The organism is [Mycobacterium] manitobense (assembly GCF_025821665.1).
Lineage (GTDB): Bacteria > Actinomycetota > Actinomycetes > Mycobacteriales > Mycobacteriaceae > Mycobacterium > Mycobacterium arseniciresistens.
The window spans coordinates 1-22,925 of sequence record NZ_JACKSJ010000097.1 but is presented as its reverse complement, the minus strand read 5'-3'; the positions used below and the strand labels follow the sequence as shown (position 1 = coordinate 22,925).

Below are 22,925 nucleotides of genomic sequence, written 5' to 3'. Positions count from 1 at the left end.
CGCTCTCGCACGGTCGACGTCCGATAGTCGACTCACACCGACCTGAGGAGAGCAGCATGACCATCCACGCCGAGCCAGTAGTGGCACTGGATCGGGCAGCCGCCCGAGCGGCGATAAGCGCAGCGGCCGAGCGTTTCACCGCGGTGTTACGAGAGACCGACGACATCAGGTGCCCCGCGGCGGGAACCGACTGGACGGTCGCCGAGACCGCGGCCCATGTGTCCGTCGTGCTCGCCGGGTTCAGCGCGGCGATCGCCGGAGAGATGCTTGCGCTGACCCCGGAGCAACATCTGGATGCGGACTTCCCCACCCGGCTGGCGGCCGTCAACCGCGCCACCATAGCCATGGTCGACCGCGTCGACGCCTCTCGACTGGCGCAGTCGATCACAGATAATGCTCACCGGTTGTTGGAGCTGCTGGAGGCGGCCGATCCACAGCTGGAATGCCAGACACCTTGGTACGGCCCGGGCCGGACCCGAAACCCGGACTGTCTCACCGCCCTCGCGCTGGGCGAACTGACAGTGCACGGATACGACATGGCGACCGGGATGGGCCGGCCGTGGCCGATCTCCGCCGAGCACGCCAGGCTGATCGTGGGCACGGTGTGCCCCGAGATGTCGCCCCTGGTCGTGCGGCCCGAGGCGGCCCGCCGTGCGCCGCTGACGTACGAGATCCGGCTTCGCGGCGGCCCCCGCTACGCCATTAGGGTCGCCGACGGTACGGCGGAGGTGCGTGCCGCCGGTGGGCGGGTGGACTGTGTGATTTCTGCGGACCCGGTGACCTATCTGCTTGTCGTCTACGGACGGATGCCGCTCCGCGTCGCGCTGCTCCGCGGTGGGATTTCAGCGGCGGGCCGCCGTCCGTGGCTCGCACTGCGGTTCCGGAGTCTGTTCTTCAATCCGTGACGGCCTCACCCAGCCGATGGCGGTCAGCTCTCGATGACGACCTTGATGCGTTCCAGGGTGGTGCGCATGTCGCGAAGGTTGCGGCGCTTGCGCGGCAACCCGAGGAATTCGAACGGCCGCAGGAACGGCGACTCGATTGTCCGGAACGACTCGGTCACGTCGGTCCCGTCGCCGTTCGGCGCGAAGGCGTAGTGCCAGTTGTTGACCGCCCGGTCACCGGCCAGCACGGCGAAGCCGAACTCGCGACCGGGTTCGCACGCCGTCACCCGGCAGGTCGCCCAGTAGACGGGGCCGATCTCGTTGCGCTTGACGTGGCCCCGGAATTGGGCACCCACTGCCGGCCCGTTCACGCCGTCGAGCCATTCGGCCTCGAAGACCTCCGGCGAGAACCGCCCGGTGTTGCGAATATCGGCCACCAGACTCCAGATTTCCATCGCAGGAGCGTTCATGTGGACCGTCACAGCTCCGCGCATCCGCCGAGACTAGTTGTCCGATCAGGAGGGGGTCGGCGGCAGGACACGGAACCTGACGGGTTCACCGGCCGTCTGAACGGCATGGACGACTTCGAGGCGACGATGGCCCGGGCGCGGGCGCAGGCCGCAGCACTCGACGGTGCCGTCGAGGCACTCTGCGGCGCCGCGCGGGTGGAGGACGTGACCCGCCTGCTCGACGCTCTGCGCGCCGACCTCGATCGCTAACCCGGCACGAGCCTCACGACCCGCCGGGGCACGTCGTTAGGCTGTGCCGCATGGCTGCTGACATCGTGCCGGTTCGGCTCGGGCTGACCAAGGGCGATCTGTACACACTGTGGGCTCCTCGCTGGCGGGATGCCGGCGACGAATGGGAGGCGTTCCTCGGTGCGGGCGACGATCTCTATGCCTTCGAGTCGGTGGCCGACCTGGTCGCCTTCGTGCGGACCAACACCGAGAACGACCTGACCGATCACCCGGCCTGGACGAAGCTCACCGAGGCCAACGCGCACCGGTTCACACCCGCCGATGACCGCACGCACGACATCGTCGGCGTGCCCGAGGTCGTCGCCGACAAGCCGACCGAGGAGTCGGTGAAGGCACTGCACGCCACGCTGGCGCTGGTGTCGTCGATCGGCTCGGTGTGCGACATGCCCGCGGTCACCAAGTTCTTCAACGGCAACCCGGTGGTGGGTTCCCTCGGCGGCGGCGCCGAGGCGTTCAGCGGCCGCGCCGGACGCAAGCGGTGGGGCGAGATCGAGGCGGCGGTCGGGCGCAGCTGGGACGGCGTCCTCGACGCGATCGACGAGATCGTCACCATCCCCGACGTCGACTCCGCGGCCGCCGAGAAGGCCGGGGCCGAGCTGCTCGAGCCCGCGCCCGAGGTGGAGGACGAGGATGCCGCGGCGTCGGTCGAGACCGCCGACGACGACACCGATGACGACGAGGCCGAGGTCGAGGAGACCAATGCACTCGAGGACCAGGCCGGCGGTCTGGTGCTCGGCAGTGACGACGATTTCTGGCTCAAGGTCGGCATCGACCCGGTCCGGGTGATGACCCGGTCGGGCACGTTCTTCACGCTGCGCTGCTACCTCGACGACGAGCCGGTGTTCCTCGGCCGCAACGGCCGGATCAGCGTGTTCGGCTCCGAGCGGTCGCTGGCCCGCTACCTGGCCGACGAGCACGACCACGACCTGTCCGACCTGGCCACCTACGACGACATCCGCACCGCCGCCACCGACGGCTCGCTGGAGGTCGCGGTCAGCGACGAGAACGTCTACGTCCTGAGCGGGATCGCCGACGACATCGCCGACGGACCCGACAGCCTGGACCGCGAACAGCTCGAGCTGGCCGTCGAACTGCTGCGTGACGTCAGCCAGTACGCGGAGGACACCACCGTCGAGGAGAAGCTCGGCCCGGGCCAGCCGCTCGGCAAGGTGATCGCCTTCGTGCTCGACCCCGACTCCGCCGACCGCCCCAAGCCGCCCTACGCCAAGGCCGTGGCGCAGTGGGAGGAGCTGGAGAGCTTCGTCGAGTCGCGGCTGCGCGAGGAGTAGCGGCCCCGGCGATGACTTCCAGGGACGACGCCGGTCTACCCGGTATGACTTCCCTCGCCAACGCCACTGTCCATCGTCTCGACGTTCCCGGCGCCACCCTGCATTACGAGGTGCGCGGCACCGGGCCCGTCGTGCTCGTCGTCGGCTCGCCGATGGCCTCCGCCGAGTTCGCGTCGGTCGCCGACGCGCTGGCGAGCGACCACACCGTCGTCACCTACGACCCGCGCGGCTTCGGTGCGAGCACGATCGCCGATCCGCGGCAGGAATCGACACCGGAACTGCGGGCCGAAGACCTCGTCGCCATCCTCGACGACCTGGGCGTCGCATCAGCGGACGTCGTCGGTTCCAGCGGCGGTGCGGTGACCGGCTTGGCGCTGGCGGCCCGGTACCCGGGCAGGGTGCGAACGCTCATCGCGCACGAGCCGCCGCTGCTCGAGCTGCTGCCCGACGCCGACGCACAGCGGGCCGCCACCGACGCAATCGTCGCGACCTTCCACTCCGACGGCCCGCAGGCCGCCTGGTACGCGTTCATGGTCAACGCCGGCTTCGACATGTCCGCCGGTCCCGACGAGGGGCCCGCCGCCGAATCCGATCCGTCCGAGCAGGAGGCCCGTGAGGCCACCCGGTTCTTCGCCCACGAACTGCAGGCCACCACCCGCTACCTGCCCGACATCGAGGCGCTGCGGGCGGCCCGGGTAGTTGTCGGGATCGGCGCCGAGTCCGCCCGCCTGGTGACACACCGGACGTCGACGGCGCTGGCTGAGCTGCTCGGCTCGCAGCCGGTGATCTTCCCGGGTGAACACGTCGGGTTCATGAGCCACCCCGTCGAGTTCGCCGCCTCGATCAGCCGCGTCCTCGACTAGCCGACCAGGACCGCGTAGCGCGGCTTGATCACGTCGTCGATGAGCGCCAGCCGCTCGTCGAACGCGATGAACGACGACTTCATCGCGTTGATGGTGAAGCGCAGGAGATCGCTCCAGCCGTAGCCGAATGCCTCGACCAGGCGCAGCATCTCGTCGCTCATCGTGGTGTCGCTCATCAGCCGGTTGTCGGTGTTGACGGTCACCCGGAACCGTGACCGCGCCAGCAGGTCGAACGGGTGCTCGGCGATGCTGTTCACCGCGCCGGTCTGCACGTTGGAGCTGGGGCACAGTTCGAGTGGAATCCGCTTGTCGCGCAACAGCGCCGCCAACCGGCCCAGCCGCACCGACCCGTCGTCGGCCACGGTGATGTCGTCGACGATCCGTACCCCGTGGCCGAGCCGGTCGGCGCCGCAGAAGGCGATGGCCTCGTGGATCGACGGCAATCCGAACGCCTCCCCCGCGTGAATGGTGAAGCGCGCGTTGTTTCCCCGCATGTATTCGAACGCGTCGAGGTGACGGGTGGGCGGGTAGCCGGCCTCGGCGCCCGCGATGTCGAATCCCACGACTCCCCTGTCGCGGAAGCGGATCGCCAGCTCGGCGATCTCACGCGATCGGGCCGCGTGGCGCATCGCGGTGACCAGACACCGCACGGTGATGGTCCGGCCCTCCGCGGCGGCCGCCTTCTCACCGTCGGCGAAGCCGGCCAGCACCGCGTCGACGACGGCGTCGAGCGACAACCCGCCGTCGATGTGCAGTTCGGGCGCGAACCGGATCTCGGCGTACACCACGTTGTCGGCGGCCAGGTCCTCGACGCACTCGAAGGCGACGCGGTGCAGTGCCTCCGGTGTCTGCATCACCCCGACGGTGTGGGCGAACGGCTCGAGATAGCGCACCAGTGACCCGCTGTGCGCGGCGGTGCGGAAGAAGTTCGCCAGGTCGTCGACGTTGCCGGCGGGCAGGTCGGCGTACCCGTACTGGCCGGCGAGGTCCAGCACGGTGGCGGGCCGCAGGCCGCCGTCGAGATGGTCGTGCAACAGCGCCTTGGGTGCCTGCCGGATGTTGTCGAGCGTCAACGGCAGCGGTCCGGTCGTCGTCATGGCTCCATCTTCCGTCCGGTCAGGTGATTCGGTCGAGGATCAGCGGGCGGTGCGGCGGCGCGGTGTCGCCGACGGCCCAGCCGCCGTCGAGTTCGGCCAGGGCGGGCCCGAGCCGCTCCGGGGTGTCGGTGTAGAGCGTGAACAGCGCCTCGCCCGCCGCCACCGGCTCGCCCGGCCTTCGGTGGACGTGGACGCCTGCGCCGAACTGCACCTGCTCCCCCGGCGCCGAACGGCCCGCCCCGAGGCGCCACACCGCCAGGCCCACCGCCATCGCGTCGATGCGGCCCATCGTGCCGCCGCGGGACGCGGTGACGGTCTCGGTGTGCGCGCCCAGCGGCAGCGGCGCCGACAGATCGCCGCCCTGCGCGGCGACCAGGTCGCGGAACCGGTCCATCGCGGTGCCGTCGCGCAGGGTCTCGGCGGGGTCGACACCGTCCAGCCCCGCCGCGTCGAGCATCTCGGCGGCCAGCGCGAGCGTCAGTTCCACGACGTCGTCGGGGCCGCCGCCGGCGAGCACCTCGAGCGACTCGGTGACCTCGACGGCGTTGCCCACGGCGCGGCCGAGCGGCACGTCCATGTCGGTCAGCAGCGCGCGGGTGGCCAGCCCGTGCGCGGTGCCCAGGTCGACCATCGTGCGGGCCAGCGCGCGCGCCTCGTCCTCGGACGGCAGGAACGCACCGGAACCCACCTTGGTGTCGAGCACGAGCGCCCGGGCACCCTCGGCGATCTTCTTGCTCATCACCGAACTGGCGATCAGCGGCAGCGACTCCGTGGTGCCCGTCACGTCGCGCAGCGCGTAGATCTTGCGGTCGGCCGGCGCGAGGTCGCCGGCGGCGAAGATCGCGGCGCCCAGGTCGCAGAGTTGTTGCCGGATCTGCTCTTTGGACAGTTCGGCGGTGAAGCCGGGGATCGCCTCGAGCTTGTCCAGGGTGCCGCCGGTGTGGCCGAGCCCGCGGCCTGCGGCCTGCGGTACGGCGCCGCCGCAGGCCATCACGACGGGCACCAGCGGAATGGTGATCTTGTCGCCGACCCCGCCGGTGGAGTGCTTGTCCACCAACGCCAATGGCCTGCCGTCGCGGCGCAGCCCGGTGAAGTCGAACCGCTCTCCCGAGGCCACCATGGCCGCAGTCCACCGGGCGATCTCGGCGTCGGTCATCCCGCGCAGGAAGATCGCCATCAGCAGGGCCGCCATCTGTCCGTCATCGACCCGGCCGCGGGTGTAGCCGTCGATCACCCAGTCGATCGCCGCGTCGGAGAGCACGCCGCCGTCGCGCTTGGTTCGGATGACAGTTGGCGCATCGAATGTGAACTGGGTCACGGGGTTTCCCTGCGGGCCAGGTCGTCGGGGCCGAACGCGTCGGGCAGCAGCTCGCCCAGCGGTCGCGGGCCGCGGGGGTGGTCGATCAGCAGACCCGGTCCGCCGTGCTCGAGCAGCACCTGACGGCAGCGCCCACAGGGCATCAGCACCTCGCCGTCGGGGCCCACACATGACAGCGCGACAAGCCGTCCGCCCCCGCTGGAATGGAGGTCGCAGACCACAGCGCACTCGGCACAGAGACCCAGGCCATATGAGACATTCTCCACATTGCATCCGGCCACCACGCGGTGATCGTCGACCAGCGCCGCCGCACCGACCCGGAAACCCGAATACGGCGCATAGGCATGCGCCGAGACAGATATTGCCTTGCGGCGCAACGTGTTCCAGTCAATTTCAGCAGTCATGCCGGGCCGTCCGAGCCGTTTCTGAATCCATTCCGAACACCTCGTCCCGTGACCCGAAGTCCCAGATAGGGCACCCTAATTTCACCCCTCTGATCGGGGCATACGGCTCCACGCTAGTTCGTTCGTCAGTACAAAGGGGATTAGAGTCGCCCCGAGGTTTGGGGACCGGATTTCACGGCCGAGCCCCAGGCGTCCACCGATGGCGTTGGAGGGTCACATGAGTACCGCGACATCACCCGATACGGACATAGCCGCGCCGCGGTCACAGCCGGCGAAACGCCGCACCCTGTACCGCGGCGACCCGGGCATGTGGTCGTGGGTGCTGCACCGCATATCGGGCGCGACGATCTTCTTCTTCCTGTTCGTCCACGTGCTCGACACCGCGCTGGTGCGCGTCAGCCCGCAGGCCTACAACGAGATCATCGAGACCTACAAGTCGCCGATCATCGGCCTGATGGAGATCGGCCTGGTCGCCGCGGTGCTCTACCACGCACTCAACGGCATCCGGGTGATCCTGATCGACTTCTGGGCCAAGGGCCCGCGCTATCAGCGCCAGATGCTGTGGGTGGTGGCCGGCGTCTTCCTCACCGTGATGATCGCCTCTCTGGGCGTCATCGGCATGCACATGGCGGAGCGATTCCTGTGAGTCAGCAGAAGAGTGGCGAGGACCCCTACGACCACATCAGCGACCGTGGCGGTATCGCCCCGGTGATGCAGCGCAGCCACGACCGGCCCGCGGGGCTGGACAACCCGCGCGCACCGCGCCGCGCCGGCGGGATGCCGAACTTCGAGAAGTACACCTGGCTGTTCATGCGCTTCTCCGGCATCGTGCTGGTCTTCCTCGCGCTCGGCCACCTCTTCATCATGTTGATGTGGGAGGACGGCGTGTACCGCATCGACTTCAACTACGTCGCCGAACGCTGGTCGTCCCCGTTCTGGCAGACCTGGGACCTGCTGCTGCTGTGGCTGGCGCAACTGCACGGCGGCAACGGCATGCGCACGATCATCGCCGACTACGCCCGCAAGGACTCCACCCGGTTCTGGCTGAACACCGTGCTCGCGTTGTCGATCCTGTTCACGCTGGTGCTCGGCACCTACGTGCTGGTGACGTTCGACGCGAACATCTCATGATCGGGAGCTTCAAATGATCCAGGAACATCGCTACGACGTCGTCATCGTCGGGGCAGGCGGCGCGGGCATGCGCGCGGCGGTCGAGGCCGGTCCGCGGGCCCGCACGGCGGTGCTGACCAAGCTCTACCCGACGCGCAGCCACACCGGGGCCGCGCAGGGCGGCATGTGCGCCGCGCTGGCCAACGTCGAGGACGACAACTGGGAGTGGCACACCTTCGACACCGTCAAGGGCGGCGACTACCTCGCCGACCAGGACGCCGTCGAGATCATGTGCAAGGAAGCCATCGACGCGGTGCTCGACCTCGAGAAGATGGGGATGCCGTTCAACCGCACCCCCGAGGGCCGGATCGACCAGCGCCGGTTCGGTGGCCACACCCGCGACCACGGCAAGGCGCCCGTGCGGCGGGCCTGCTACGCCGCCGACCGCACCGGCCACATGATCCTGCAGACCCTCTATCAGAACTGCGTCAAGCACGACGTCGAGTTCTTCAACGAGTTCTACGCACTCGACATCTCGCTGACCGAGACTCCCGGCGGTCCGGTGGCCACCGCGGTGATCGCCTACGAGCTGGCCACCGGTGACATCCACGTCTTCCATGCCAAGGCGATCGTGTTCGCCACCGGCGGGTCGGGCCGGATGTACAAGACGACGTCCAACGCCCACACCCTCACCGGCGACGGGCTGGGCATCATCTTCCGCAAGGGACTTCCCTTGGAGGACATGGAGTTCCACCAGTTCCACCCGACGGGCCTTGCCGGGCTGGGGATCCTGATCTCCGAGGCGGTGCGCGGCGAGGGCGGCCGGCTGCTCAACGGCGAGGGTGAGCGCTTCATGGAGCGCTATGCGCCGACGATCGTCGACCTCGCACCCCGCGACATCGTCGCGCGGTCGATGGTGCTCGAGGTGCTCGAGGGTCGCGGCGCCGGGCCGAACAAGGACTACGTCTACATCGACGTGCGCCACCTCGGCGCCGACGTGCTCGAGGCGAAACTGCCCGACATCACCGAGTTCGCCCGCACCTACCTCGGTGTGGATCCGGTCACCGAACTGGTGCCGGTCTACCCGACCTGTCACTACGTGATGGGCGGCATCCCGACCAACGTCAACGGCCAGGTGCTGCGCGACAACACCAGCGTCATCCCCGGCCTCTACGCGGCAGGCGAGTGTGCGTGCGTCTCGGTGCACGGCGCCAACCGGCTGGGCACCAACTCGCTGCTCGACATCAACGTGTTCGGCCGCCGCGCCGGCATCGCCGCTGCCAACTACGCGGCGGGCCACGACTTCGTCGAGATGCCGGAGAAGCCGGCGGACATGGTCGTCGGCTGGGTGGGCGACATCCTGTCCGAGCACGGCAACGAGCGTGTCGCCGACATCCGCGGGGCACTGCAGCAGTCGATGGACAACAACGCCGCGGTGTTCCGCACCGAGGAGACCCTCAAGCAGGCGCTCACCGACATCCACGGCCTCAAGGAGCGCTACGGCCGGATCACGGTGCAGGACAAGGGCAAGCGCTACAACAGCGATCTTCTCGAGGCCATCGAGCTGGGCTTCCTGCTCGAGCTGGCCGAGGTCACCGTGGTCGGCGCGCTCAACCGCAAGGAGTCCCGCGGCGGCCACGCCCGTGAGGACTACCCGAACCGCGACGACACGAATTACATGCGCCACACCATGGCGTACAAGCAGGGAGAGGATCTGCTCAGCGACATCCGGCTGGACTACAAGCCGGTGGTGCAGACCCGCTACGAGCCGATGGAGCGGAAGTACTGATGAGCGCGCCCGCAATCGAGAAGAACGAAGCCACCACACCGCCCGTGCCGGAGGGTGCGGTGATGGTGACGCTCAAGATCGCCCGCTTCAACCCGGAGGACCCGGACGCCGCCGGCTGGCAGAGCTTCCGGGTGCCGTGCCTGCCGAGTGACCGGCTGCTCAACCTGCTGCACTACGTCAAGTGGTACCTCGACGGCACGCTGACGTTCCGGCGGTCGTGCGCGCACGGCGTATGCGGCAGCGACGCCATGCGGATCAACGGCGTCAACCGGCTGGCGTGCAAGGTGCTGATGCGCGACATGCTGCCCAAGAAGGCGTCCAAGCAGCTGACCATCACCATCGAGCCGATCCGCGGGCTGCCCGTGGAGAAGGACCTGGTGGTCGACATGGAGCCGTTCTTCGACGCCTACCGCGCCGTCAAGCCGTTCCTGGTGACCAGCGGCAACCCGCCCACCCGCGAGCGCATCCAGAGCCAGACCGACCGCGCCCGCTACGACGACACCACCAAGTGCATCCTGTGCGCCTGCTGCACCACCAGCTGCCCGGTGTTCTGGACCGAGGGCTCGTACTTCGGACCCGCCGCGATCGTCAACGCGCACCGCTTCATCTTCGACAGCCGTGACGAGGCGGCCGCCGAGCGGCTCGACATCCTCAACGAGAAGGACGGGGTGTGGCGTTGCCGCACCACGTTCAACTGCACGGAGTCCTGCCCGCGCGGGATCCAGGTGACCCAGGCGATCCAAGAGGTCAAGCGCGCGCTGATGTTCGCCCGTTAGGCATCTCCGCCGAGCGTGAGCTTGTTCGTCAATTCCGGCGGAATTCTCGCGCACTAGCTCACGTTCGGCGCTCGAAAGTCAGGACTCAGCAGGCTCGGGTTCCTCTTCCGGCTCGGGTTCGGGTTGCGGTTCGGGCGGGTCCTCGCCGGCCTGCCTGCCGACCTGCTCGCCGTAGTAGCGGATCACCACCGCCACCGTGGCGGCCACCGGCACCGCCAGGAACGCACCGACCACCCCGAACGTCGAGGCGCCCAGCGTCACCGCCAGCAGCACGATCACCGCGTGCAGCTTCATCGACTTCGACTGCAACCACGGCTGCAGGACGTTGCCCTCGAACTGCTGCACGGCCAGGATGATGCCCAACACGATGAGCGCGTCGACCGGACCGTTGGAGACCAGGGCGATCAGCACGGCGAGGCCGCCCGCGACGAAGGCGCCGACGATCGGCACGAACCCGCCGATGAACGTGATGATCGCGAGCGCGTAGGCCAGCGGCACCCCCACGATCACCAGCCCGATCCCGATGAGCACCGCGTCGACGAGGCTCACCAGTGCCTGGGTGCGGATGAATCCGCCCAGGCTCACCCACACGCGTTCCAGGATCTCCGCCAGATGGGGCGCAGCGGGCCTGCCGACGATGCCGCGCAGCCAGGGGACGAAGCGCGGGCCGTCCTTGAGCAGGAAGAAGGTCACCACCAGGGTGGTGAACACGGTCACCAGGGCCGACGTGGCGGCGCCGACGCCGGTGAACACCCCGGACGCGATCTGCGCGCTACTCGAGTTCAGCCGGTCGGTGACGGCGGCGACAGCCGAGTTCAGTTGCGCCTCACTGATGTTCAGCGGCGGCCCACCGAGCCAGTCCTGTATCTTCACCACGCCGGCCGAGGCCTGCTCGGCCAGCTCCGTGGACTGCTCGACGATGGCCGGGGCAACCGCGGCGATCACGCCGGCGATCACGCCCATTGCGATCAGCAGGACCACCGCGACCGCCGCCGCCGGGGGCACGCCCCTGTTGCGTAGCCAGCGCACCGGCGGCCACAGCACGGTGCACACGATCAGGGCCAGCAAGACGGGCAGAAGGACCACCCATGTCTTGCCCACCACCCACGCCAGACCCCACAGCGCCGCGGCCACGGCGACGAGCTGGATCGCGACCACCGCGGTCGATCGCAGGTGCGCCCGGTAGATCGACCCACGGCTTGGCAGCGCCGTCGTGTTGTCAGTCACCCCTGACTTCTACCCGCGATCGGCCGATTCGAGTACTCGATGGCCGAATTCCCTGTCACACTCCGGCGGGCTGTCTCGTCTGATGGGTATGACCACGAATCATTCGACATCACGCATCGAACCCGTCACCCCCGAGCGCGCGTCACTGCTGACCAAGCTGATGTACCGGACGGCCAGGCGCCGCTTCGGCGAGGTGCCCGAGCCCTTCGCCGTCGCTGCCCACCACCCGCGGCTGATGCTGGCCAACCTCGTCCACGAGGGCATGCTGCAATCGGGGTCGAAGAAGCTGCCGGCCAGCGTCCGCGAACTCGCCGTGTTCTGGACGGCGCGCACCGTCGGCTGCTCCTGGTGCGTCGATTTCGGCGCCATGCTGCAGCGCCTCGACGGCCTCGACGTCGACCGGCTCAAGGAGATCGACGACTACGCGACGTCACCGCGCTACACCGACGACGAGCGTGCCGCGATCGCCTACGCCGACGCGATGAGCACCGACCCGCACACCATCACCGACGAGCAGGTGGCCGATCTGCGGCGGCGCTTCGGCGACGACGGGGTGATCGAGCTGACCTATCAGATCGGGGTGGAGAACATGCGCGCCCGCATGTACTCCGCGCTGGGGATCACCGAGCAGGGCTTCAACTCCGGCGACGCCTGCCGGGTGCCGTGGGCTACCGACGGAGCGGAGAGCCGGTGAACTTGTCGGGGTTCGCGACATCCCAGATGGCGCAGACCTTGCCGTCGCGGACGGTGACCGCCTGGATGTGCGGCGCCATCTCCGGCCATTCACCGTCCGCGGCCAGACCTTCGGTGTAGAGCCCGATCTCACCGTTGACGAGCGCGAGTTGTCCCGCCTCGAAGAACCGCGGGCCGTATCGGCGGGCCAGCCCGAAGATGAACCTGGCGACCTTGTCGGCGCCGTGGATGACGCGGGCGGCGGTGGGCGCCTTGCGGTTCGAGTCACCGGTGAACGTGACGTCGGGGTGCAGCAGCTCGACGACGGCGGCCACGTCGCCCGATGCCATGGCCGCCATCAGCCTGCCCACCACCTCGTCGTGGGACGGGTCGCGGTCCGGCGCCTTCGCATCGGCGACGATGCGCCGTGCGCGCGACGCGAGCTGACGTGCCGACGCCTCGGTGGTCCCGAGGACGGCGCCGATCTCACCGAAGGGCACGGAGAACCCGTCGTGCAGGACGAAGGCGACCCGCTGGTCGGGTGTCAGCCGTTCGAGCACCACCATCGCCGCGAATCGCGCGTCCTCGGCGGCGACCACCGCGGCGAGCGGGTCGCTGTCACCGAATCCGGTGACGACGGGTTCCGGGAGCCACTCGCCGACGTAGGTCTCGCGCCGCCGGGCGGCCGAGCGCAGGCGGTCCAGGCCGATGCGGCTGACCACCGTCGTCAGCCAGGCCTTCGGGTCGGCGATGCGGACGCGCCCGTCCCCCAGCGCATCCCAACGCAGCCATGCGTCCTGCACCGCGTCCTCGGCGTCGGCCACCGAGCCGGTCAACCGGTAGGCCACCGCGAGCAGGTGAGGGCGTGCCTGCTCGAAGTCCAGGGTGCGCTCGGCGGTCGTCACGCCCCAAGGGTAAGTCCGCGGGCCCCGGTCGAGTAGTGGACTACTCACGCAATATCACACCGCAGCCGCGATGCTTCGACCCATGACGGAGGACGACGACGGACGCTTCTGTGATCGTGCGCTTCGGACCGGTGGCCGGGTGGGTGACGTGCCGGATTCCGGCCCCGCGGAACGGATGTGTTTCGCCGTCGGACGTCTCGAACGGCACCGCCGCGATCGGCGGGGTCGCGGTGACGATGACCGTCGACGGTGAGCGCCGCTACCCGACCGGGCTGCCGAGAGCCGCTCGCGCATGCCGGCCGGTGGTGGTCAGCACTGCGACCGCACCGAGCGCCGTCGCCGCGGCGAGCACCATGAGCAGTGACAGCGACGCGTGATCCACCACGACCCCGCCGAGCATCGCGCCGAGGCAGATCGTCGCCTGGAACGAACTGGTGAACAGCACCGTGGCCGCCTCGTCGGCGCCACCGCTGCCCCGCGCGAGCAGTGACTGGGAGCAGGCGGGCACGGCGCCGTAGGCGAATCCCCACAGCAGCAGCGGCGCTGCGGCGCCGGCAAGGTCGTGTCCGAACACCGTCAGCGCCGGCGTCGCGACCGCGATCAGCAGCGCTGCGGTCGCGAAGGTGGCCCGCAGGTGGCGCCGGATCGTGTAGCCGGCGACCAGGTTGCCTGCCAGCCCCGCCGCGCCGTAGCCGAGGAGCAACGCGCTGACCGTCGTCAGACCCATTCCGGTGACCTCGTCCAGGAATGCCGACACGTAGGTGTACGCGCCGAAGTGCGCGACCACGACGAGCACGGTCACCAGCAGGCCGATCCTCACCTCGGTGCGGGCGAGCAGCGCGGCGAGCACCGCGGGACGGGTGACCTGCCGCGGTGTCAGCGATGGCACCGTCGCCCACAGTGCGCCGCACACCAGCGCCGTCGCCACCGCGAGGACGGCGAAGGTCGCGCGCCAGCCCGCGACGCCGGCGATGAACGTGCCCAACGGAACTCCGACGACCGAGCCGAGCGGGACGGCGAGGAAGATCGTCGAGGTCGCCCGCGGCACACTGTGTTCGCCGACCAGGCGGCCGGCCAGACCCGCACCGATCGACCAGAATCCGCCGATGACGATCCCCACGAGCACCCGCGCCGCCAGCAGCATCCAGAACGAGGTCGCCAACGCGCACACCACGTTCGCCCCGACGAGGGTGACCGTCCACACGACCAGCATGGTCCGGCGGTCCACCCGGGCCGTCGCCACCGTCGCGACAGGTGCGGCCACCGCGGCGACCAGACCCGGCACGGTCATCATCAGTCCGGCGGTTCCGGTCGACACCGCGAAGGCGCCCGAGATCGGCACCAGCAGCCCGATCGGCATGATCTCGGTGGTCACGATCACGAAGATGCCCGCCGCGATGCTGAACACCGCCGGCCAGTGCGGCCGAACCTGTTGTGTCATCAGGCCAGTCGACCAGCTCGAGCGGCCGTTGGCTCGCGGCTTTCCGACATGGCAGTCGCCGGTCACCCGCCGAATGGTGGGCAACCGGCGCTGCCTGTGCGTGCGGGGTCAGCAGCAGGATGTGGTGGCGGCCGGCTGGTCGGCGTCGGATGCCGCCGCGCCGCCGCAACACACCCCGCCCTGCGCCTCGCCCGCCTCGTCGAGGTGCTGGGGGCTGGTGCCGAAGGTGTCGGAGTCGGCCAGCACGGTGTAGACCTCCCACTTCTCCCCGGCCGGTCCGGTCACCCAGACCTTGTCCTGGGTCGCGAAACAACACGTGGTGCCGATCTCCTCGTCGGTGAACAGCCCCTCGTCGGTCAATCGGGCGATCTCGGCATGCACCTGCTCGCTCGACGCGACCTCCACGCCGAGGTGATTGATGGTGCCGCCCCTGCCGCGGTTCTCGAGGAGCACCAGTTTCAGTGCCGGTTCGGTGACCGCGAAGTTGGCGTAGCCCGGTTTGACCTTCGCGGGGGTGGTGTTGAACAGCTTGGAGTAGAACGTGATCGCCTCGTCGAGGTCGTCGACGTTGAGAGCCAGCTGGACACGGGACATGATGGACCTCCATAGGGATGAGACATATATCGAACTGACGCGTCGAACTCAGAATGCCACCTTTTTGATATATGTCAAGACCGATGGCATGATGGAGCGCATGCCCAAAGCGCTGCCCGTCATCGACATGTCGGCCCCGGTGTGCTGCGCCCCGGTGGCCGCAGGCCCGATCAGCGACGAGGACGCCCTCGCCGTCGCGATGCGGCTCAAGGCAATCGCCGACCCGATGCGGGTGAAGATCATGTCGTACCTGTTCAACGGCGAGGAGACCAGCGGTCACCTCGCCACGGTGCTCGGTCTCAGCGAGTCCACCGTCAGCCACCACCTCGGGCAGTTGCGCAATGCGGGCCTGGTGATCTCCGACCGGCGCGGCATGAACGTGTTCCATCGAGTCAAAAGTGAAGCGCTGCAAGCACTCTGTGTCGTACTCGACCCCAGCTGCTGCACGTAGTGGTCACCGGCGGCCTCATGGGACGCCGCACTCGATTCACGTGAGACATCGATGCTCGGACAACCGATTCCGTTGCTGTGTTACCCCGAAGAAAACTATTCCGTTGTATCCGCCCGCATAGACCATCGAAACCGTATATTTCCGGCATGGCAATCAAGGAACCGCCGACCTCGGCTGTCGGCGACAAGGGGCTGCAGGCGGGGGCCCTTGGCCTGGTCGGCAACATCGTCATCGGCCTCGGCGCCGTCGCGCCGGCGTACAGCCTGGCCGCCACCCTCGGCTTCGTCGTCCTGGCCGTCGGGGACAAGGCACCGGCGATGTTCGTGCTGGCGTTCATCCCGATGCTGTTGGTCGCCTTCGCCTACAAGGAACTGTCGCAGGACACGCCGGACTGCGGCACCACCTTCACCTGGGGCACCAAGGCGTTCGGCCCGTGGATCGGCTGGATCGGCGGGTGGGGTCTCGCGGTGTCGGCGATCATCGTGCTGGCCAACGTCGCCGAGGTGGCGGCCATCTACCTCTACCGCTTCCTGGGCACACTCACCGGCGGTGCCGAGGACAACTTCTTCAACACGCTCGCCGACAGCCTGACCGCCAAGGTGCTGCTGGGCTGCTTCTTCATCCTCGCCATGACGGCGGTGAGCGCGCGGGGAATCGTTCTCTCCGAACGCATTCAGAACGTGCTCATCGGGATCCAGTTCGTCGTCCTGGTCGGTGTCAGCATCTTCGCACTGGTGCGGGTGTTCGCCGGCAATGCGGGCGAACAGGCCATCAGCCCGTCGCTGTCATGGCTGTGGCCAAGTGGCCTGGATTCCTCGTCCATCGCCGCGGCGGTCATCCTGTGCATCTTCATCTACTGGGGCTGGGACGCCTGCCTGGCCGTCGGCGAGGAGACCAAGGACCCGGGCCGCACCCCGGGCATCGCCGCGGTGATCACCACGCTGATCCTGGTGTGCACCTACGTGCTCGTCGCCTTCGCGGTGCAGTCCTTCGCCGGCTTCGGCACCGAGGGCATCGGCCTGAAGAACGAGGAGAACGCCGACGACGTGCTGACCATCCTCGGCGATCCGGTGGCCGGGACCGTGGTGTCCGCACTGTTGATGCTCACCGTGTCGATCTCTGCGCTGTCCTCGACGCAGACCACGATCCTGCCGACGGCACGCGGAACGCTGTCGATGGCGGTGTACGAGGCCATCCCGCAGCGCTTCGCCCGGGTGCACCCCCGCTACATGACCCCGGCGTTCGGCACCATGGTGATGGGAGTGGCGGCGCTGTGCTTCTACCTCGTGCTGTCGTTCGTCAGCCAGAACGCGCTGCAGGACTCCGTCGCCTCGCTGGGCCTGGCGGTCGCGTTTTACTACGGCATCACCGCCTACGCGTGCGTCTGGTACTTCCGGCGCACACTTTTCAGCTCTGCCCGGAACCTGTTCTTCCGCGGCATCTTCCCGCTGCTCGGCGCCGCGGCGATGACGTGGGCGTTCGTCAAGAGTGCGATCGACATGATCGCCGAGGACTACGGCGAGACGGCGTACGGCGGCATAGGTGGCGTCTTCGTCCTCGGCGTCGGCATGCTGGCACTGGGTATCCCGCTGATGCTGGCGTGTTTCGCATTCGGCACCAAGCGGTTCTTCCGCGGTGAGACGCTGACCGCGAGCACCGAAGTCAAGGTTCCCGACACCTTCTGATGTCGTCACCTCGAGAGAAGGACCAGCCATGCATCTGACAGTCGGATATCTGGCCACTCCGACCGGCGACGACGGCGTCGCGCTGGCCAGCGCACTCGCCAAGACCTTCGACGCCACCGTCGACGTGGTGCTGGTGGTCCGCGAGGAGATGCCCGACGGCAGCCCAGGCCGCAGCGAGTACCAGCGGTTGCTCGTCGAACGCGGCGAGGAGTGGGTCTCGCGGGCGGTCGATGCGCTTGCGGCCAAGGGCGTCAGCGCCGGATCGACGGTCACCGTCGGTGAGTCCTTCGCCCAGTCGCTCCTGCAGTTCGCCGAGGAGAAGTCGTCGGACCTCATCGTGGTCGGCGGCGCCCGTGACGGATTCTTCGGCGGCCACACCATCGGCCCCGTCACCGGCGCGCTGCTGCATTCCTCGCCGATCCCGGTGGCACTCGCACCGCGCGGCTACGCCGAGGACCCCGACGACGACATCGCCGCCATCACCGCGGCGGTGCCAACCCGGCCCGGCGACGACAACCCGCTGCCGTTCGCCCTCACCCTGGCCAGCGCTGCAGGCCTGCCGATCCGCATGCTGTCGCTGGTGTCAGCGGAGAACCTCGCCGAGGCCGAGAGCGTGAAGGAGGTGCGGCAGTTCCAGATCGCCGCCGCCGAGGAGAACCTCGCCGTCGCGGCGCGCGCGCTGCCCGACGCGCCGGAGATCGAGTCCCTTGTCGCCGAGGGGATGACGCTGGAGTCGGCGCTCAAGAAGCTCAGGTGGGACGACGGCGCGCTGCTCGTCGTCGGGTCCAGCCGCTTCGCCGCGCCGAGGCGGATCTTCCTGGGGTCCACGGCCGCGCGCATCCTGGCCGGCGTCGACGTCCCCGTGGTGGTCGTACCCCGCGAGTGACGCGCTAGCGCCGCTTGAAAATGGTGCGGTGCCATTCCTTGTCGGCCACGCCGGTGATGTCGCTCATCACGTGCTTGACGGTGAGGTACTCCTCGAGTGAGTAGTCGCTCATGTCCTTGCCGAACCCCGATGCGCCGACACCGCCGTGCGGCATCTCGCTGATGATCGGGATGTGGTCGTTGATCCACACGCAGCCGGCCTGGATCTCGCGCGACGCCCGCTGCGCGCGGTACACGTCGCGGGTCCACGCCGAGGCGGCCAGCCCGTAGTCGGTGTCGTTCGCCTGCCGCAGCGCGTCGTCGTCGTCGGTGAACGGCCGCACGGTGAGCACCGGTCCGAAGATCTCGTCGCGGTACACCTCGGAGTCCTCGGCCACGTCGGCGATCAGCGTCGGCGCGTAGAACGAACCCGGCAGATCCGGGGTGGTGCCGCCGGTGACGATCCGCCCACCCTGGCCGGGAGCCCGCTCGACCATGCCCGCCACCTTGGCGCGGTGCGCCATCGAGATCAGCGGCCCCAGGTCGGTGTCGGGGTCGTGCGGGTCGCCGACGACGACCTTGCCCATCACCTCAGCCACCCCGGCGACGAAGTCGTCGTAGACTTCGCGCGCCACGATCGCCCGTGTCGCGGCTGTGCAGTCCTGGCCGGTGTTGATCAGCGCACCGGCGACCGCACCCTGGATCGCGGCGTCGAGGTCGGCGTCGTCGAACACCACGAACGGCGCCTTGCCGCCCAGCTCCAGCTGGGTGCGGTGGCCGTGCGTGGCGGCGGCGGCCATCACCCTGCGGCCCACCGGGGTGGACCCGGTGAAGGTAACCAGGTCGACGTCGCGGTGGCCGGCCAGCGCGGTGCCGACGTCGTGTCCCGCGCCGGTGACGACGTTGAGCACGCCCGCTGGGAGCCCGGCCTCGGTGGCCAGCCTGGCCAGCGTCAGCGTGGTCAGCGGGGTGATCTCGGCGGGCTTGATCACCACCGAGCACCCGGCGGCAAGTGCGGGCAGCACCTTCCACACCGCCATCTGCAGCGGGTAGTTCCACGGGGTGATGGTGGCGACGACGCCGATGGCCTCGCGCCGGATGCTCGAGGTGTGGTCGCCGGAGTACTCCGCGGTGGCCTTGCCCTCGAGATGCCGCGCGGCGCCCGCGAAGAAGTCGATGTTGTCGACGCTGCCGGGGACGTCGAACTCGGCGGCCAACCGCACCGGCTTGCCGGTCTGGCTGACCTCCTCGGCGACCAGGTCGTCGGCGTGCTCGTCGGCCAGCTTCGCCAGCCGGGCGAGCACCGCCGACCGGTCGGCGGGCGTGGCGGTGGCCCACCCGGGCAGCGCGCGGCGGGCGGAGGCGACCGCCGCGTCGACGTCACCGGGGGTGGCCAGCGCGTACTCGGCGACCACCCGGCCGGTCGCCGGATCGATGACCCGGTGGTTCTCCCCCGAGGTCGCCACCGCCGCCCCGTCGATCCAGCTGCCTGCCACGTTCGTCGCCACGGTCATGCGCCAACGCTAACGGACGGCCCCGCGCATGGCTACGCAATCCAGCCGCCGAGCAGGGTTGAAACAATCGATTTCATACGTCTGGTTGCCCGCAACGACGGATTCCGTGCACAATCACTGGCATGACCAATCCGGATGGTCAACCCGTCACCCCGCCCGTCGGCTTGCGCGTCAACCCGTCGCGGCCCGGCGCGTTCCAGCTCGACGAACTGTCCAAGGCGATCATCGAGAAGTTGCAGCAGGATGGCAGGCGCTCCTACGCCGGCATCGGCAAGGCCGTCGGCCTCTCTGAGGCCGCCGTGCGCCAGCGGGTCCAGCGCATGGTCGACGCCGGCGTCATGCAGATCGTCGCCGTCACCGATCCGATGCAGCTCGGGTTCGCCCGCCAGGCGATGATCGGCATCCGCTGCACCGGTGACACCACCAAGATCGCCGAGAAGCTCGCCGGGATGGCACAGGTCGATTACGTCGTGCTCACCGCCGGATCGTTCGACGCGATCGTCGAAGTGGTCTGCGAGGACGACGACGACCTGCTCGACCTGCTCAACACCCAGATCCGCGCACTGCCGGGAGTGATATCCACCGAAACGCTTGTTTATTTGAGACTCGTTAAGCAGCAATACAATTGGGGTACACGATGACAACGACCGATATTACCGAACCAGTGACAACCGATCTGGCCGCGAAGGCCAGCCGGCACCTGTGGGGGCACTTCGCCCGCCACGGCGAGAACATCTCCCCGCCGATCATCACCCGCGGCGAGGGCACCACCATCTGGGACGACAAGGGCCGCAGCTACATCGACGGCCTGTCCGGGCTGTTCGTGGTCCAGGTCGGCCACGGCCGCGCCGAACTGGCCGAGGCCGCCGCCAAGCAGGCCGAGCAGCTGGCGTTCTTCCCGCTGTGGTCCTATGCCACGCCGCCGGCGATCGAACTGGCCGAGCGGTTGGCGAATTACGCACCCGGCGACCTCAACCGCGTCTTCTTCACCACAGGTGGCGGAGAGGCCGTCGAGAGCGCGTGGAAGCTGGCCAAGCAGTACTTCAAGCTGGTCGGCAAACCCGGTAAGCACAAGGTCGTTTCGCGTGCGGTGGCCTACCACGGCACGCCGCAGGGCGCGCTCGCCATCACCGGCGTGCCGGCGTTCAAGGCGCCGTTCGAGCCGCTCACCCCCGGCGGGTTCCGCGCGCCGAACACCAACTTCTACCGCGCTCCGGCCAATTACCAGCACGACGAGAAGGCCTTCGGCCAGTACTGCGCCGACCGCATCGCCGAGGCCATCGAGTTCGAGGGTCCCGACACCGTGGCGGCCGTGTTCCTCGAGCCCGTGCAGAACGCGGGCGGCTGCTTCCCGCCGCCACCAGGCTATTTCGAGCGGGTCCGCGAGATCTGCGACCGCTACGACGTGCTGCTGGTCTCCGACGAGGTGATCTGCGCGTACGGCCGGATCGGCTCGATGTTCGCCTGCGACGACTTCAACTACGTGCCGGACATCATCACCTGCGCCAAGGGCCTCACCTCCGGTTACTCGCCGATCGGCGCGATGATCGCGAGTGACCGGCTGTTCGAGCCGTTCAACGACGGCAAGACCGCCTTCGCCCACGGCTACACGTTCGGCGGTCACCCGGTGTCGGCCGCCGTCGCGCTGGCCAACCTGGACATCTTCGAACGCGAGGGCCTCAACGCCCGGGTCAAGGAGAACGCACCGGCGTTCCGCGCCACCCTCGAGCGGCTCTACGACCTGCCGATCGTCGGCGACGTCCGCGGTGAGGGCTACTTCTACGGCATCGAACTGGTCAAGGACAAGGCGACCAAGGAGACCTTCAACGACGAGGAGTCCGAACGGCTCCTGCGCGGCTTCCTGACCCCGGCGCTCTTCGAGGCGGGCCTGTACTGCCGCGCCGACGACCGCGGCGACCCGGTGGTGCAGCTGGCGCCGCCGCTGATCAGCGGGCAGGCCGAGTTCGACGCGATCTACGAGATCCTGCACAGCGTGCTGGGCGAGGCGAGCCGGCGAATCTAGGAGGAAGGCGGGTGTCGCCGCAACGGAAGCCGCCGATCGACCCGGTGCGGTGGCAGCCGCCGCCGGTCACACCGCTGCCTGAATTGCCCGCTCCCGCAGTCACCGTCGTCCCGGTACCCGGCCACGCCCCGGAGGATGTGGTCGTCGACGCCGACGGCGCGGTGTGGACCGGGGTGGACGACGGCCGGATCCTGCGGATCGATCCCGACGGCCGGGTCACCGTGGTCGCCGACACCGGTGGCCGGCCGCTGGGACTCGCGGTCGCGCGCGACGGCAGACTGCTCGTCTGCGACAGCCCGCGCGGCCTCCTGACCCTCGACCCGGGCACCGGCGTCGTGCAGCCGCTGGTCGAGCACGTCGACGGCCGGCACCTGCAGTTCTGCTCGAATGTCATCGAGACAGCCGACGGCACAATCTATTTCACCGAGTCGACCAGCGCGTTCACCTATCAGCACTTCAAGGGTGCGGTGCTGGAGGCACGTGGGCGCGGCGGACTGTTCCGGCGGTCCGCCGACGGGACGGTCAGCACCGTGCTCGATGGGTTGTACTTCACCAACGGTGTCACCCCGACCGCCGACGGATCGGCGCTGGTGTTCGCCGAGACGCTGGCCCGCCGGCTGTCCAAGTACTGGCTCACCGGCCCGCAGGCGGGTCAGGTGACACCGCTCGTGACGGGCCTGCCCGGACACCCGGACAACCTGTCCACCGGCGCCGACGGCCGGATCTGGTGTGCGATGGTGTCGCCGCTCAACACCACCGCCGAGTGGCTGGCGCCCCGTGCGACGCTCTTGCGCCAACTCCTCTGGCGGCTGCCCGAGCGGTTCGCGCCGCAACTCGCACCCGAGGTGTGGGCGGTGGCGTTCGATCCGGACGACGGCCGTCCGGTCGCCGGGCTGCGCACCACCCATCCCGACTTCGGCATGGTGACCGGTCTGGTCGAGGCCGGCGACCGGCTCTGGCTGGGCTGCATCGGTTCGGACGCCGTCGCGCACGTCCCGCTGAGCGAGTTGTCGCTGTCCTGACGTTGAGATTGTCGTGAGATCGCGATTCGGCCCGCGATCGCGATCTGGAAGCAAACTCAATGCCGGCTCGAGTCACATCAACCACTCCTGTCACAGCGTGCCTCCGCGCAATGCGGTCGCCGGTCGCTTAATCTGCGCAGACGATGGCCAAGTCACGCATGCTCTGCACCCGCGCCGCGGGGCTGCTGGCCGTCGCGGCGATGGCCGCGGCGCCGGCTCTGCTCGGCGCGCCCGCCGCC

General features: G+C 68.9%; 24 protein-coding genes. 15 read left to right on the top strand and 9 right to left on the bottom strand.

Annotated elements, in window-relative coordinates:
- Positions 1-56 precede the first annotated feature (56 nt).
- The gene (locus H7I41_RS12750) at positions 57-905 is read left to right on the top strand and encodes a maleylpyruvate isomerase N-terminal domain-containing protein (protein ID WP_264012951.1); all 849 of its coding nucleotides are present in this window, start codon (positions 57-59) and stop codon (positions 903-905) included.
- Positions 906-928: 23 nt separating this feature from the next.
- Here H7I41_RS12750 and H7I41_RS12745 read toward each other — a convergent pair whose 3' ends face one another.
- Positions 929-1,378 (bottom strand): SRPBCC family protein, encoded by a 450-nt coding sequence (locus H7I41_RS12745; protein WP_264012950.1) that lies wholly within the window; start codon positions 1,376-1,378, stop codon positions 929-931.
- Between the two features lie 81 nt (positions 1,379-1,459).
- Between H7I41_RS12745 and H7I41_RS12740 the strand changes: the two genes are divergently transcribed.
- The 3 genes from H7I41_RS12740 to H7I41_RS12730 are packed head-to-tail and all read left to right on the top strand — an operon-like array spanning position 1,460 to position 3,794.
- Positions 1,460-1,603 (top strand): hypothetical protein, encoded by a 144-nt coding sequence (locus H7I41_RS12740; RefSeq protein WP_264012949.1) that lies wholly within the window; start codon positions 1,460-1,462, stop codon positions 1,601-1,603.
- A 50-nt stretch (positions 1,604-1,653) separates the two neighbouring features.
- Positions 1,654-2,931, top strand: a complete 1,278-nt coding sequence (gene satS / locus H7I41_RS12735) for a protein export chaperone SatS (protein WP_264012948.1) — start codon at positions 1,654-1,656, stop codon at positions 2,929-2,931.
- An 11-nt stretch (positions 2,932-2,942) separates the two neighbouring features.
- Entirely contained in the window at positions 2,943-3,794 is an 852-nt protein-coding gene (locus H7I41_RS12730; RefSeq protein ID WP_372503735.1) for an alpha/beta fold hydrolase, read from the top strand.
- On the opposite strand, the gene H7I41_RS12725 is transcribed toward H7I41_RS12730, so the two are convergent.
- Genes H7I41_RS12725 through H7I41_RS12715 form a run of 3 tightly spaced genes read right to left on the bottom strand, consistent with a single transcriptional unit; the run spans position 3,791 to position 6,613 of the window.
- Positions 3,791-4,891, bottom strand: coding sequence for an adenosine deaminase (locus H7I41_RS12725; protein ID WP_264012947.1), 1,101 nt, complete (start codon positions 4,889-4,891; stop codon positions 3,791-3,793). The two genes, H7I41_RS12730 and H7I41_RS12725, sit on opposite strands and share 4 nt — an antisense overlap.
- A gap of 19 nt (positions 4,892-4,910) precedes the next feature.
- Entirely contained in the window at positions 4,911-6,209 is a 1,299-nt protein-coding gene (locus tag H7I41_RS12720) for a thymidine phosphorylase (RefSeq protein WP_264012946.1), read from the bottom strand.
- Positions 6,206-6,613 (bottom strand): cytidine deaminase, encoded by a 408-nt coding sequence (locus tag H7I41_RS12715; RefSeq protein ID WP_264012945.1) that lies wholly within the window; start codon positions 6,611-6,613, stop codon positions 6,206-6,208. The genes H7I41_RS12720 and H7I41_RS12715 overlap by 4 nt, the downstream gene beginning before the upstream one ends.
- A gap of 217 nt (positions 6,614-6,830) precedes the next feature.
- On the opposite strand from H7I41_RS12715, the gene sdhC reads away from it, so the two are divergent.
- The 4 genes from sdhC (at position 6,831) to H7I41_RS12695 (ending at position 10,288) form a co-directional block, all read left to right on the top strand.
- The gene (gene sdhC, locus H7I41_RS12710; RefSeq protein WP_264012944.1) at positions 6,831-7,259 is read left to right on the top strand and encodes a succinate dehydrogenase, cytochrome b556 subunit; all 429 of its coding nucleotides are present in this window, start codon (positions 6,831-6,833) and stop codon (positions 7,257-7,259) included.
- A gap of 65 nt (positions 7,260-7,324) precedes the next feature.
- On the top strand, positions 7,325-7,744 hold the full coding sequence (locus H7I41_RS12705) for a succinate dehydrogenase hydrophobic membrane anchor subunit (RefSeq protein ID WP_264012955.1): 420 nt from the start codon (positions 7,325-7,327) through the stop codon (positions 7,742-7,744).
- 13 nt (positions 7,745-7,757) lie between these two features.
- Positions 7,758-9,512, top strand: coding sequence for a succinate dehydrogenase flavoprotein subunit (gene sdhA / locus H7I41_RS12700; RefSeq protein WP_264012943.1), 1,755 nt, complete (start codon positions 7,758-7,760; stop codon positions 9,510-9,512).
- Positions 9,512-10,288, top strand: coding sequence for a succinate dehydrogenase iron-sulfur subunit (locus H7I41_RS12695; protein ID WP_264012942.1), 777 nt, complete (start codon positions 9,512-9,514; stop codon positions 10,286-10,288). The genes sdhA and H7I41_RS12695 overlap by 1 nt, the downstream gene beginning before the upstream one ends.
- Positions 10,289-10,366: 78 nt before the next feature.
- Here H7I41_RS12695 and H7I41_RS12690 read toward each other — a convergent pair whose 3' ends face one another.
- Positions 10,367-11,515: an AI-2E family transporter gene (locus H7I41_RS12690; RefSeq protein WP_264012941.1), complete on the bottom strand. Its 1,149-nt coding sequence runs from the start codon at positions 11,513-11,515 to the stop codon at positions 10,367-10,369.
- An 88-nt stretch (positions 11,516-11,603) separates the two neighbouring features.
- Here H7I41_RS12690 and H7I41_RS12685 point away from each other — a divergent pair, with 88 nt between their 5' ends.
- Positions 11,604-12,209 carry a carboxymuconolactone decarboxylase family protein gene (locus H7I41_RS12685; RefSeq protein WP_264012940.1) on the top strand — a complete coding sequence of 202 codons (606 nt, stop codon included), beginning with the start codon at positions 11,604-11,606 and terminating at the stop codon, positions 12,207-12,209.
- Here the strand turns inward: H7I41_RS12685 and H7I41_RS12680 are convergent.
- The 3 genes from H7I41_RS12680 to H7I41_RS12670 form a co-directional block, all read right to left on the bottom strand.
- Positions 12,184-13,092 carry a sigma-70 family RNA polymerase sigma factor gene (locus H7I41_RS12680; protein WP_264012939.1) on the bottom strand — a complete coding sequence of 303 codons (909 nt, stop codon included), beginning with the start codon at positions 13,090-13,092 and terminating at the stop codon, positions 12,184-12,186. The genes H7I41_RS12685 and H7I41_RS12680 overlap by 26 nt on opposite strands.
- 259 nt (positions 13,093-13,351) lie before the next feature.
- A complete protein-coding gene (locus H7I41_RS12675) occupies positions 13,352-14,533 on the bottom strand; it encodes an MFS transporter (RefSeq protein WP_264012938.1) in 1,182 nt (393 codons plus the stop codon).
- Positions 14,534-14,641: 108 nt separating this feature from the next.
- Positions 14,642-15,127 carry an ArsI/CadI family heavy metal resistance metalloenzyme gene (locus H7I41_RS12670; protein WP_264012937.1) on the bottom strand — a complete coding sequence of 162 codons (486 nt, stop codon included), beginning with the start codon at positions 15,125-15,127 and terminating at the stop codon, positions 14,642-14,644.
- A 100-nt stretch (positions 15,128-15,227) separates the two neighbouring features.
- Here H7I41_RS12670 and H7I41_RS12665 point away from each other — a divergent pair, with 100 nt between their 5' ends.
- The 3 genes from H7I41_RS12665 to H7I41_RS12655 all read left to right on the top strand — a co-directional run bounded on the left by H7I41_RS12665 (position 15,228) and on the right by H7I41_RS12655 (position 18,149).
- Positions 15,228-15,578, top strand: coding sequence for an Rv2640c family ArsR-like transcriptional regulator (locus H7I41_RS12665; protein ID WP_264012936.1), 351 nt, complete (start codon positions 15,228-15,230; stop codon positions 15,576-15,578).
- Between the two features lie 146 nt (positions 15,579-15,724).
- Positions 15,725-17,263: an APC family permease gene (locus H7I41_RS12660; protein WP_264012935.1), complete on the top strand. Its 1,539-nt coding sequence runs from the start codon at positions 15,725-15,727 to the stop codon at positions 17,261-17,263.
- Between the two features lie 28 nt (positions 17,264-17,291).
- On the top strand, positions 17,292-18,149 hold the full coding sequence (locus H7I41_RS12655; RefSeq protein WP_264012934.1) for a universal stress protein: 858 nt from the start codon (positions 17,292-17,294) through the stop codon (positions 18,147-18,149).
- 4 nt (positions 18,150-18,153) lie between these two features.
- On the opposite strand, the gene H7I41_RS12650 is transcribed toward H7I41_RS12655, so the two are convergent.
- On the bottom strand, positions 18,154-19,641 hold the full coding sequence (locus H7I41_RS12650) for a gamma-aminobutyraldehyde dehydrogenase (RefSeq protein ID WP_264012933.1): 1,488 nt from the start codon (positions 19,639-19,641) through the stop codon (positions 18,154-18,156).
- A 122-nt stretch (positions 19,642-19,763) separates the two neighbouring features.
- On the opposite strand from H7I41_RS12650, the gene H7I41_RS12645 reads away from it, so the two are divergent.
- From H7I41_RS12645 to H7I41_RS12635, 3 genes are read left to right on the top strand one after another with little or no spacing between them, the layout of a single operon-like run.
- Positions 19,764-20,282 (top strand): Lrp/AsnC family transcriptional regulator, encoded by a 519-nt coding sequence (locus H7I41_RS12645; RefSeq protein ID WP_264012932.1) that lies wholly within the window; start codon positions 19,764-19,766, stop codon positions 20,280-20,282.
- Positions 20,279-21,664: an aspartate aminotransferase family protein gene (locus H7I41_RS12640; RefSeq protein ID WP_264012931.1), complete on the top strand. Its 1,386-nt coding sequence runs from the start codon at positions 20,279-20,281 to the stop codon at positions 21,662-21,664. Before H7I41_RS12645 ends, H7I41_RS12640 begins: the two co-directional genes overlap by 4 nt.
- 11 nt (positions 21,665-21,675) lie before the next feature.
- Entirely contained in the window at positions 21,676-22,686 is a 1,011-nt protein-coding gene (locus H7I41_RS12635) for an SMP-30/gluconolactonase/LRE family protein (protein WP_264012930.1), read from the top strand.
- The last annotated feature ends 239 nt before the right edge of the window (positions 22,687-22,925 follow it).

What these genes read in the sequence shown, in the direction of transcription:
- H7I41_RS12725 (WP_264012947.1), bottom strand. Translation starts at nt 4,891, where the DNA reads ATGACGACGACCGGACCGCTGCCGTTGACGCTCGACAACATCCGGCAG.
- H7I41_RS12665 (WP_264012936.1), top strand. Translation starts at nt 15,228, where the DNA reads ATGCCCAAAGCGCTGCCCGTCATCGACATGTCGGCCCCGGTGTGCTGC.
- H7I41_RS12675 (WP_264012938.1), bottom strand. Translation starts at nt 14,533, where the DNA reads ATGACACAACAGGTTCGGCCGCACTGGCCGGCGGTGTTCAGCATCGCG.
- sdhA (WP_264012943.1), top strand. Translation starts at nt 7,758, where the DNA reads ATGATCCAGGAACATCGCTACGACGTCGTCATCGTCGGGGCAGGCGGC.
- H7I41_RS12660 (WP_264012935.1), top strand. Translation starts at nt 15,725, where the DNA reads ATGGCAATCAAGGAACCGCCGACCTCGGCTGTCGGCGACAAGGGGCTG.
- sdhC (WP_264012944.1), top strand. Translation starts at nt 6,831, where the DNA reads ATGAGTACCGCGACATCACCCGATACGGACATAGCCGCGCCGCGGTCA.
- H7I41_RS12705 (WP_264012955.1), top strand. Translation starts at nt 7,325, where the DNA reads ATGCAGCGCAGCCACGACCGGCCCGCGGGGCTGGACAACCCGCGCGCA.
- H7I41_RS12640 (WP_264012931.1), top strand. Translation starts at nt 20,279, where the DNA reads ATGACAACGACCGATATTACCGAACCAGTGACAACCGATCTGGCCGCG.
- H7I41_RS12695 (WP_264012942.1), top strand. Translation starts at nt 9,512, where the DNA reads ATGAGCGCGCCCGCAATCGAGAAGAACGAAGCCACCACACCGCCCGTG.
- H7I41_RS12685 (WP_264012940.1), top strand. Translation starts at nt 11,604, where the DNA reads ATGACCACGAATCATTCGACATCACGCATCGAACCCGTCACCCCCGAG.
- H7I41_RS12670 (WP_264012937.1), bottom strand. Translation starts at nt 15,127, where the DNA reads ATGTCCCGTGTCCAGCTGGCTCTCAACGTCGACGACCTCGACGAGGCG.
- H7I41_RS12645 (WP_264012932.1), top strand. Translation starts at nt 19,764, where the DNA reads ATGACCAATCCGGATGGTCAACCCGTCACCCCGCCCGTCGGCTTGCGC.
- H7I41_RS12745 (WP_264012950.1), bottom strand. Translation starts at nt 1,378, where the DNA reads ATGCGCGGAGCTGTGACGGTCCACATGAACGCTCCTGCGATGGAAATC.
- H7I41_RS12750 (WP_264012951.1), top strand. Translation starts at nt 57, where the DNA reads ATGACCATCCACGCCGAGCCAGTAGTGGCACTGGATCGGGCAGCCGCC.
- H7I41_RS12730 (WP_372503735.1), top strand. Translation starts at nt 2,943, where the DNA reads ATGACTTCCAGGGACGACGCCGGTCTACCCGGTATGACTTCCCTCGCC.
- H7I41_RS12715 (WP_264012945.1), bottom strand. Translation starts at nt 6,613, where the DNA reads ATGACTGCTGAAATTGACTGGAACACGTTGCGCCGCAAGGCAATATCT.
- H7I41_RS12650 (WP_264012933.1), bottom strand. Translation starts at nt 19,641, where the DNA reads ATGACCGTGGCGACGAACGTGGCAGGCAGCTGGATCGACGGGGCGGCG.
- H7I41_RS12740 (WP_264012949.1), top strand. Translation starts at nt 1,460, where the DNA reads ATGGACGACTTCGAGGCGACGATGGCCCGGGCGCGGGCGCAGGCCGCA.
- satS (WP_264012948.1), top strand. Translation starts at nt 1,654, where the DNA reads ATGGCTGCTGACATCGTGCCGGTTCGGCTCGGGCTGACCAAGGGCGAT.
- H7I41_RS12655 (WP_264012934.1), top strand. Translation starts at nt 17,292, where the DNA reads ATGCATCTGACAGTCGGATATCTGGCCACTCCGACCGGCGACGACGGC.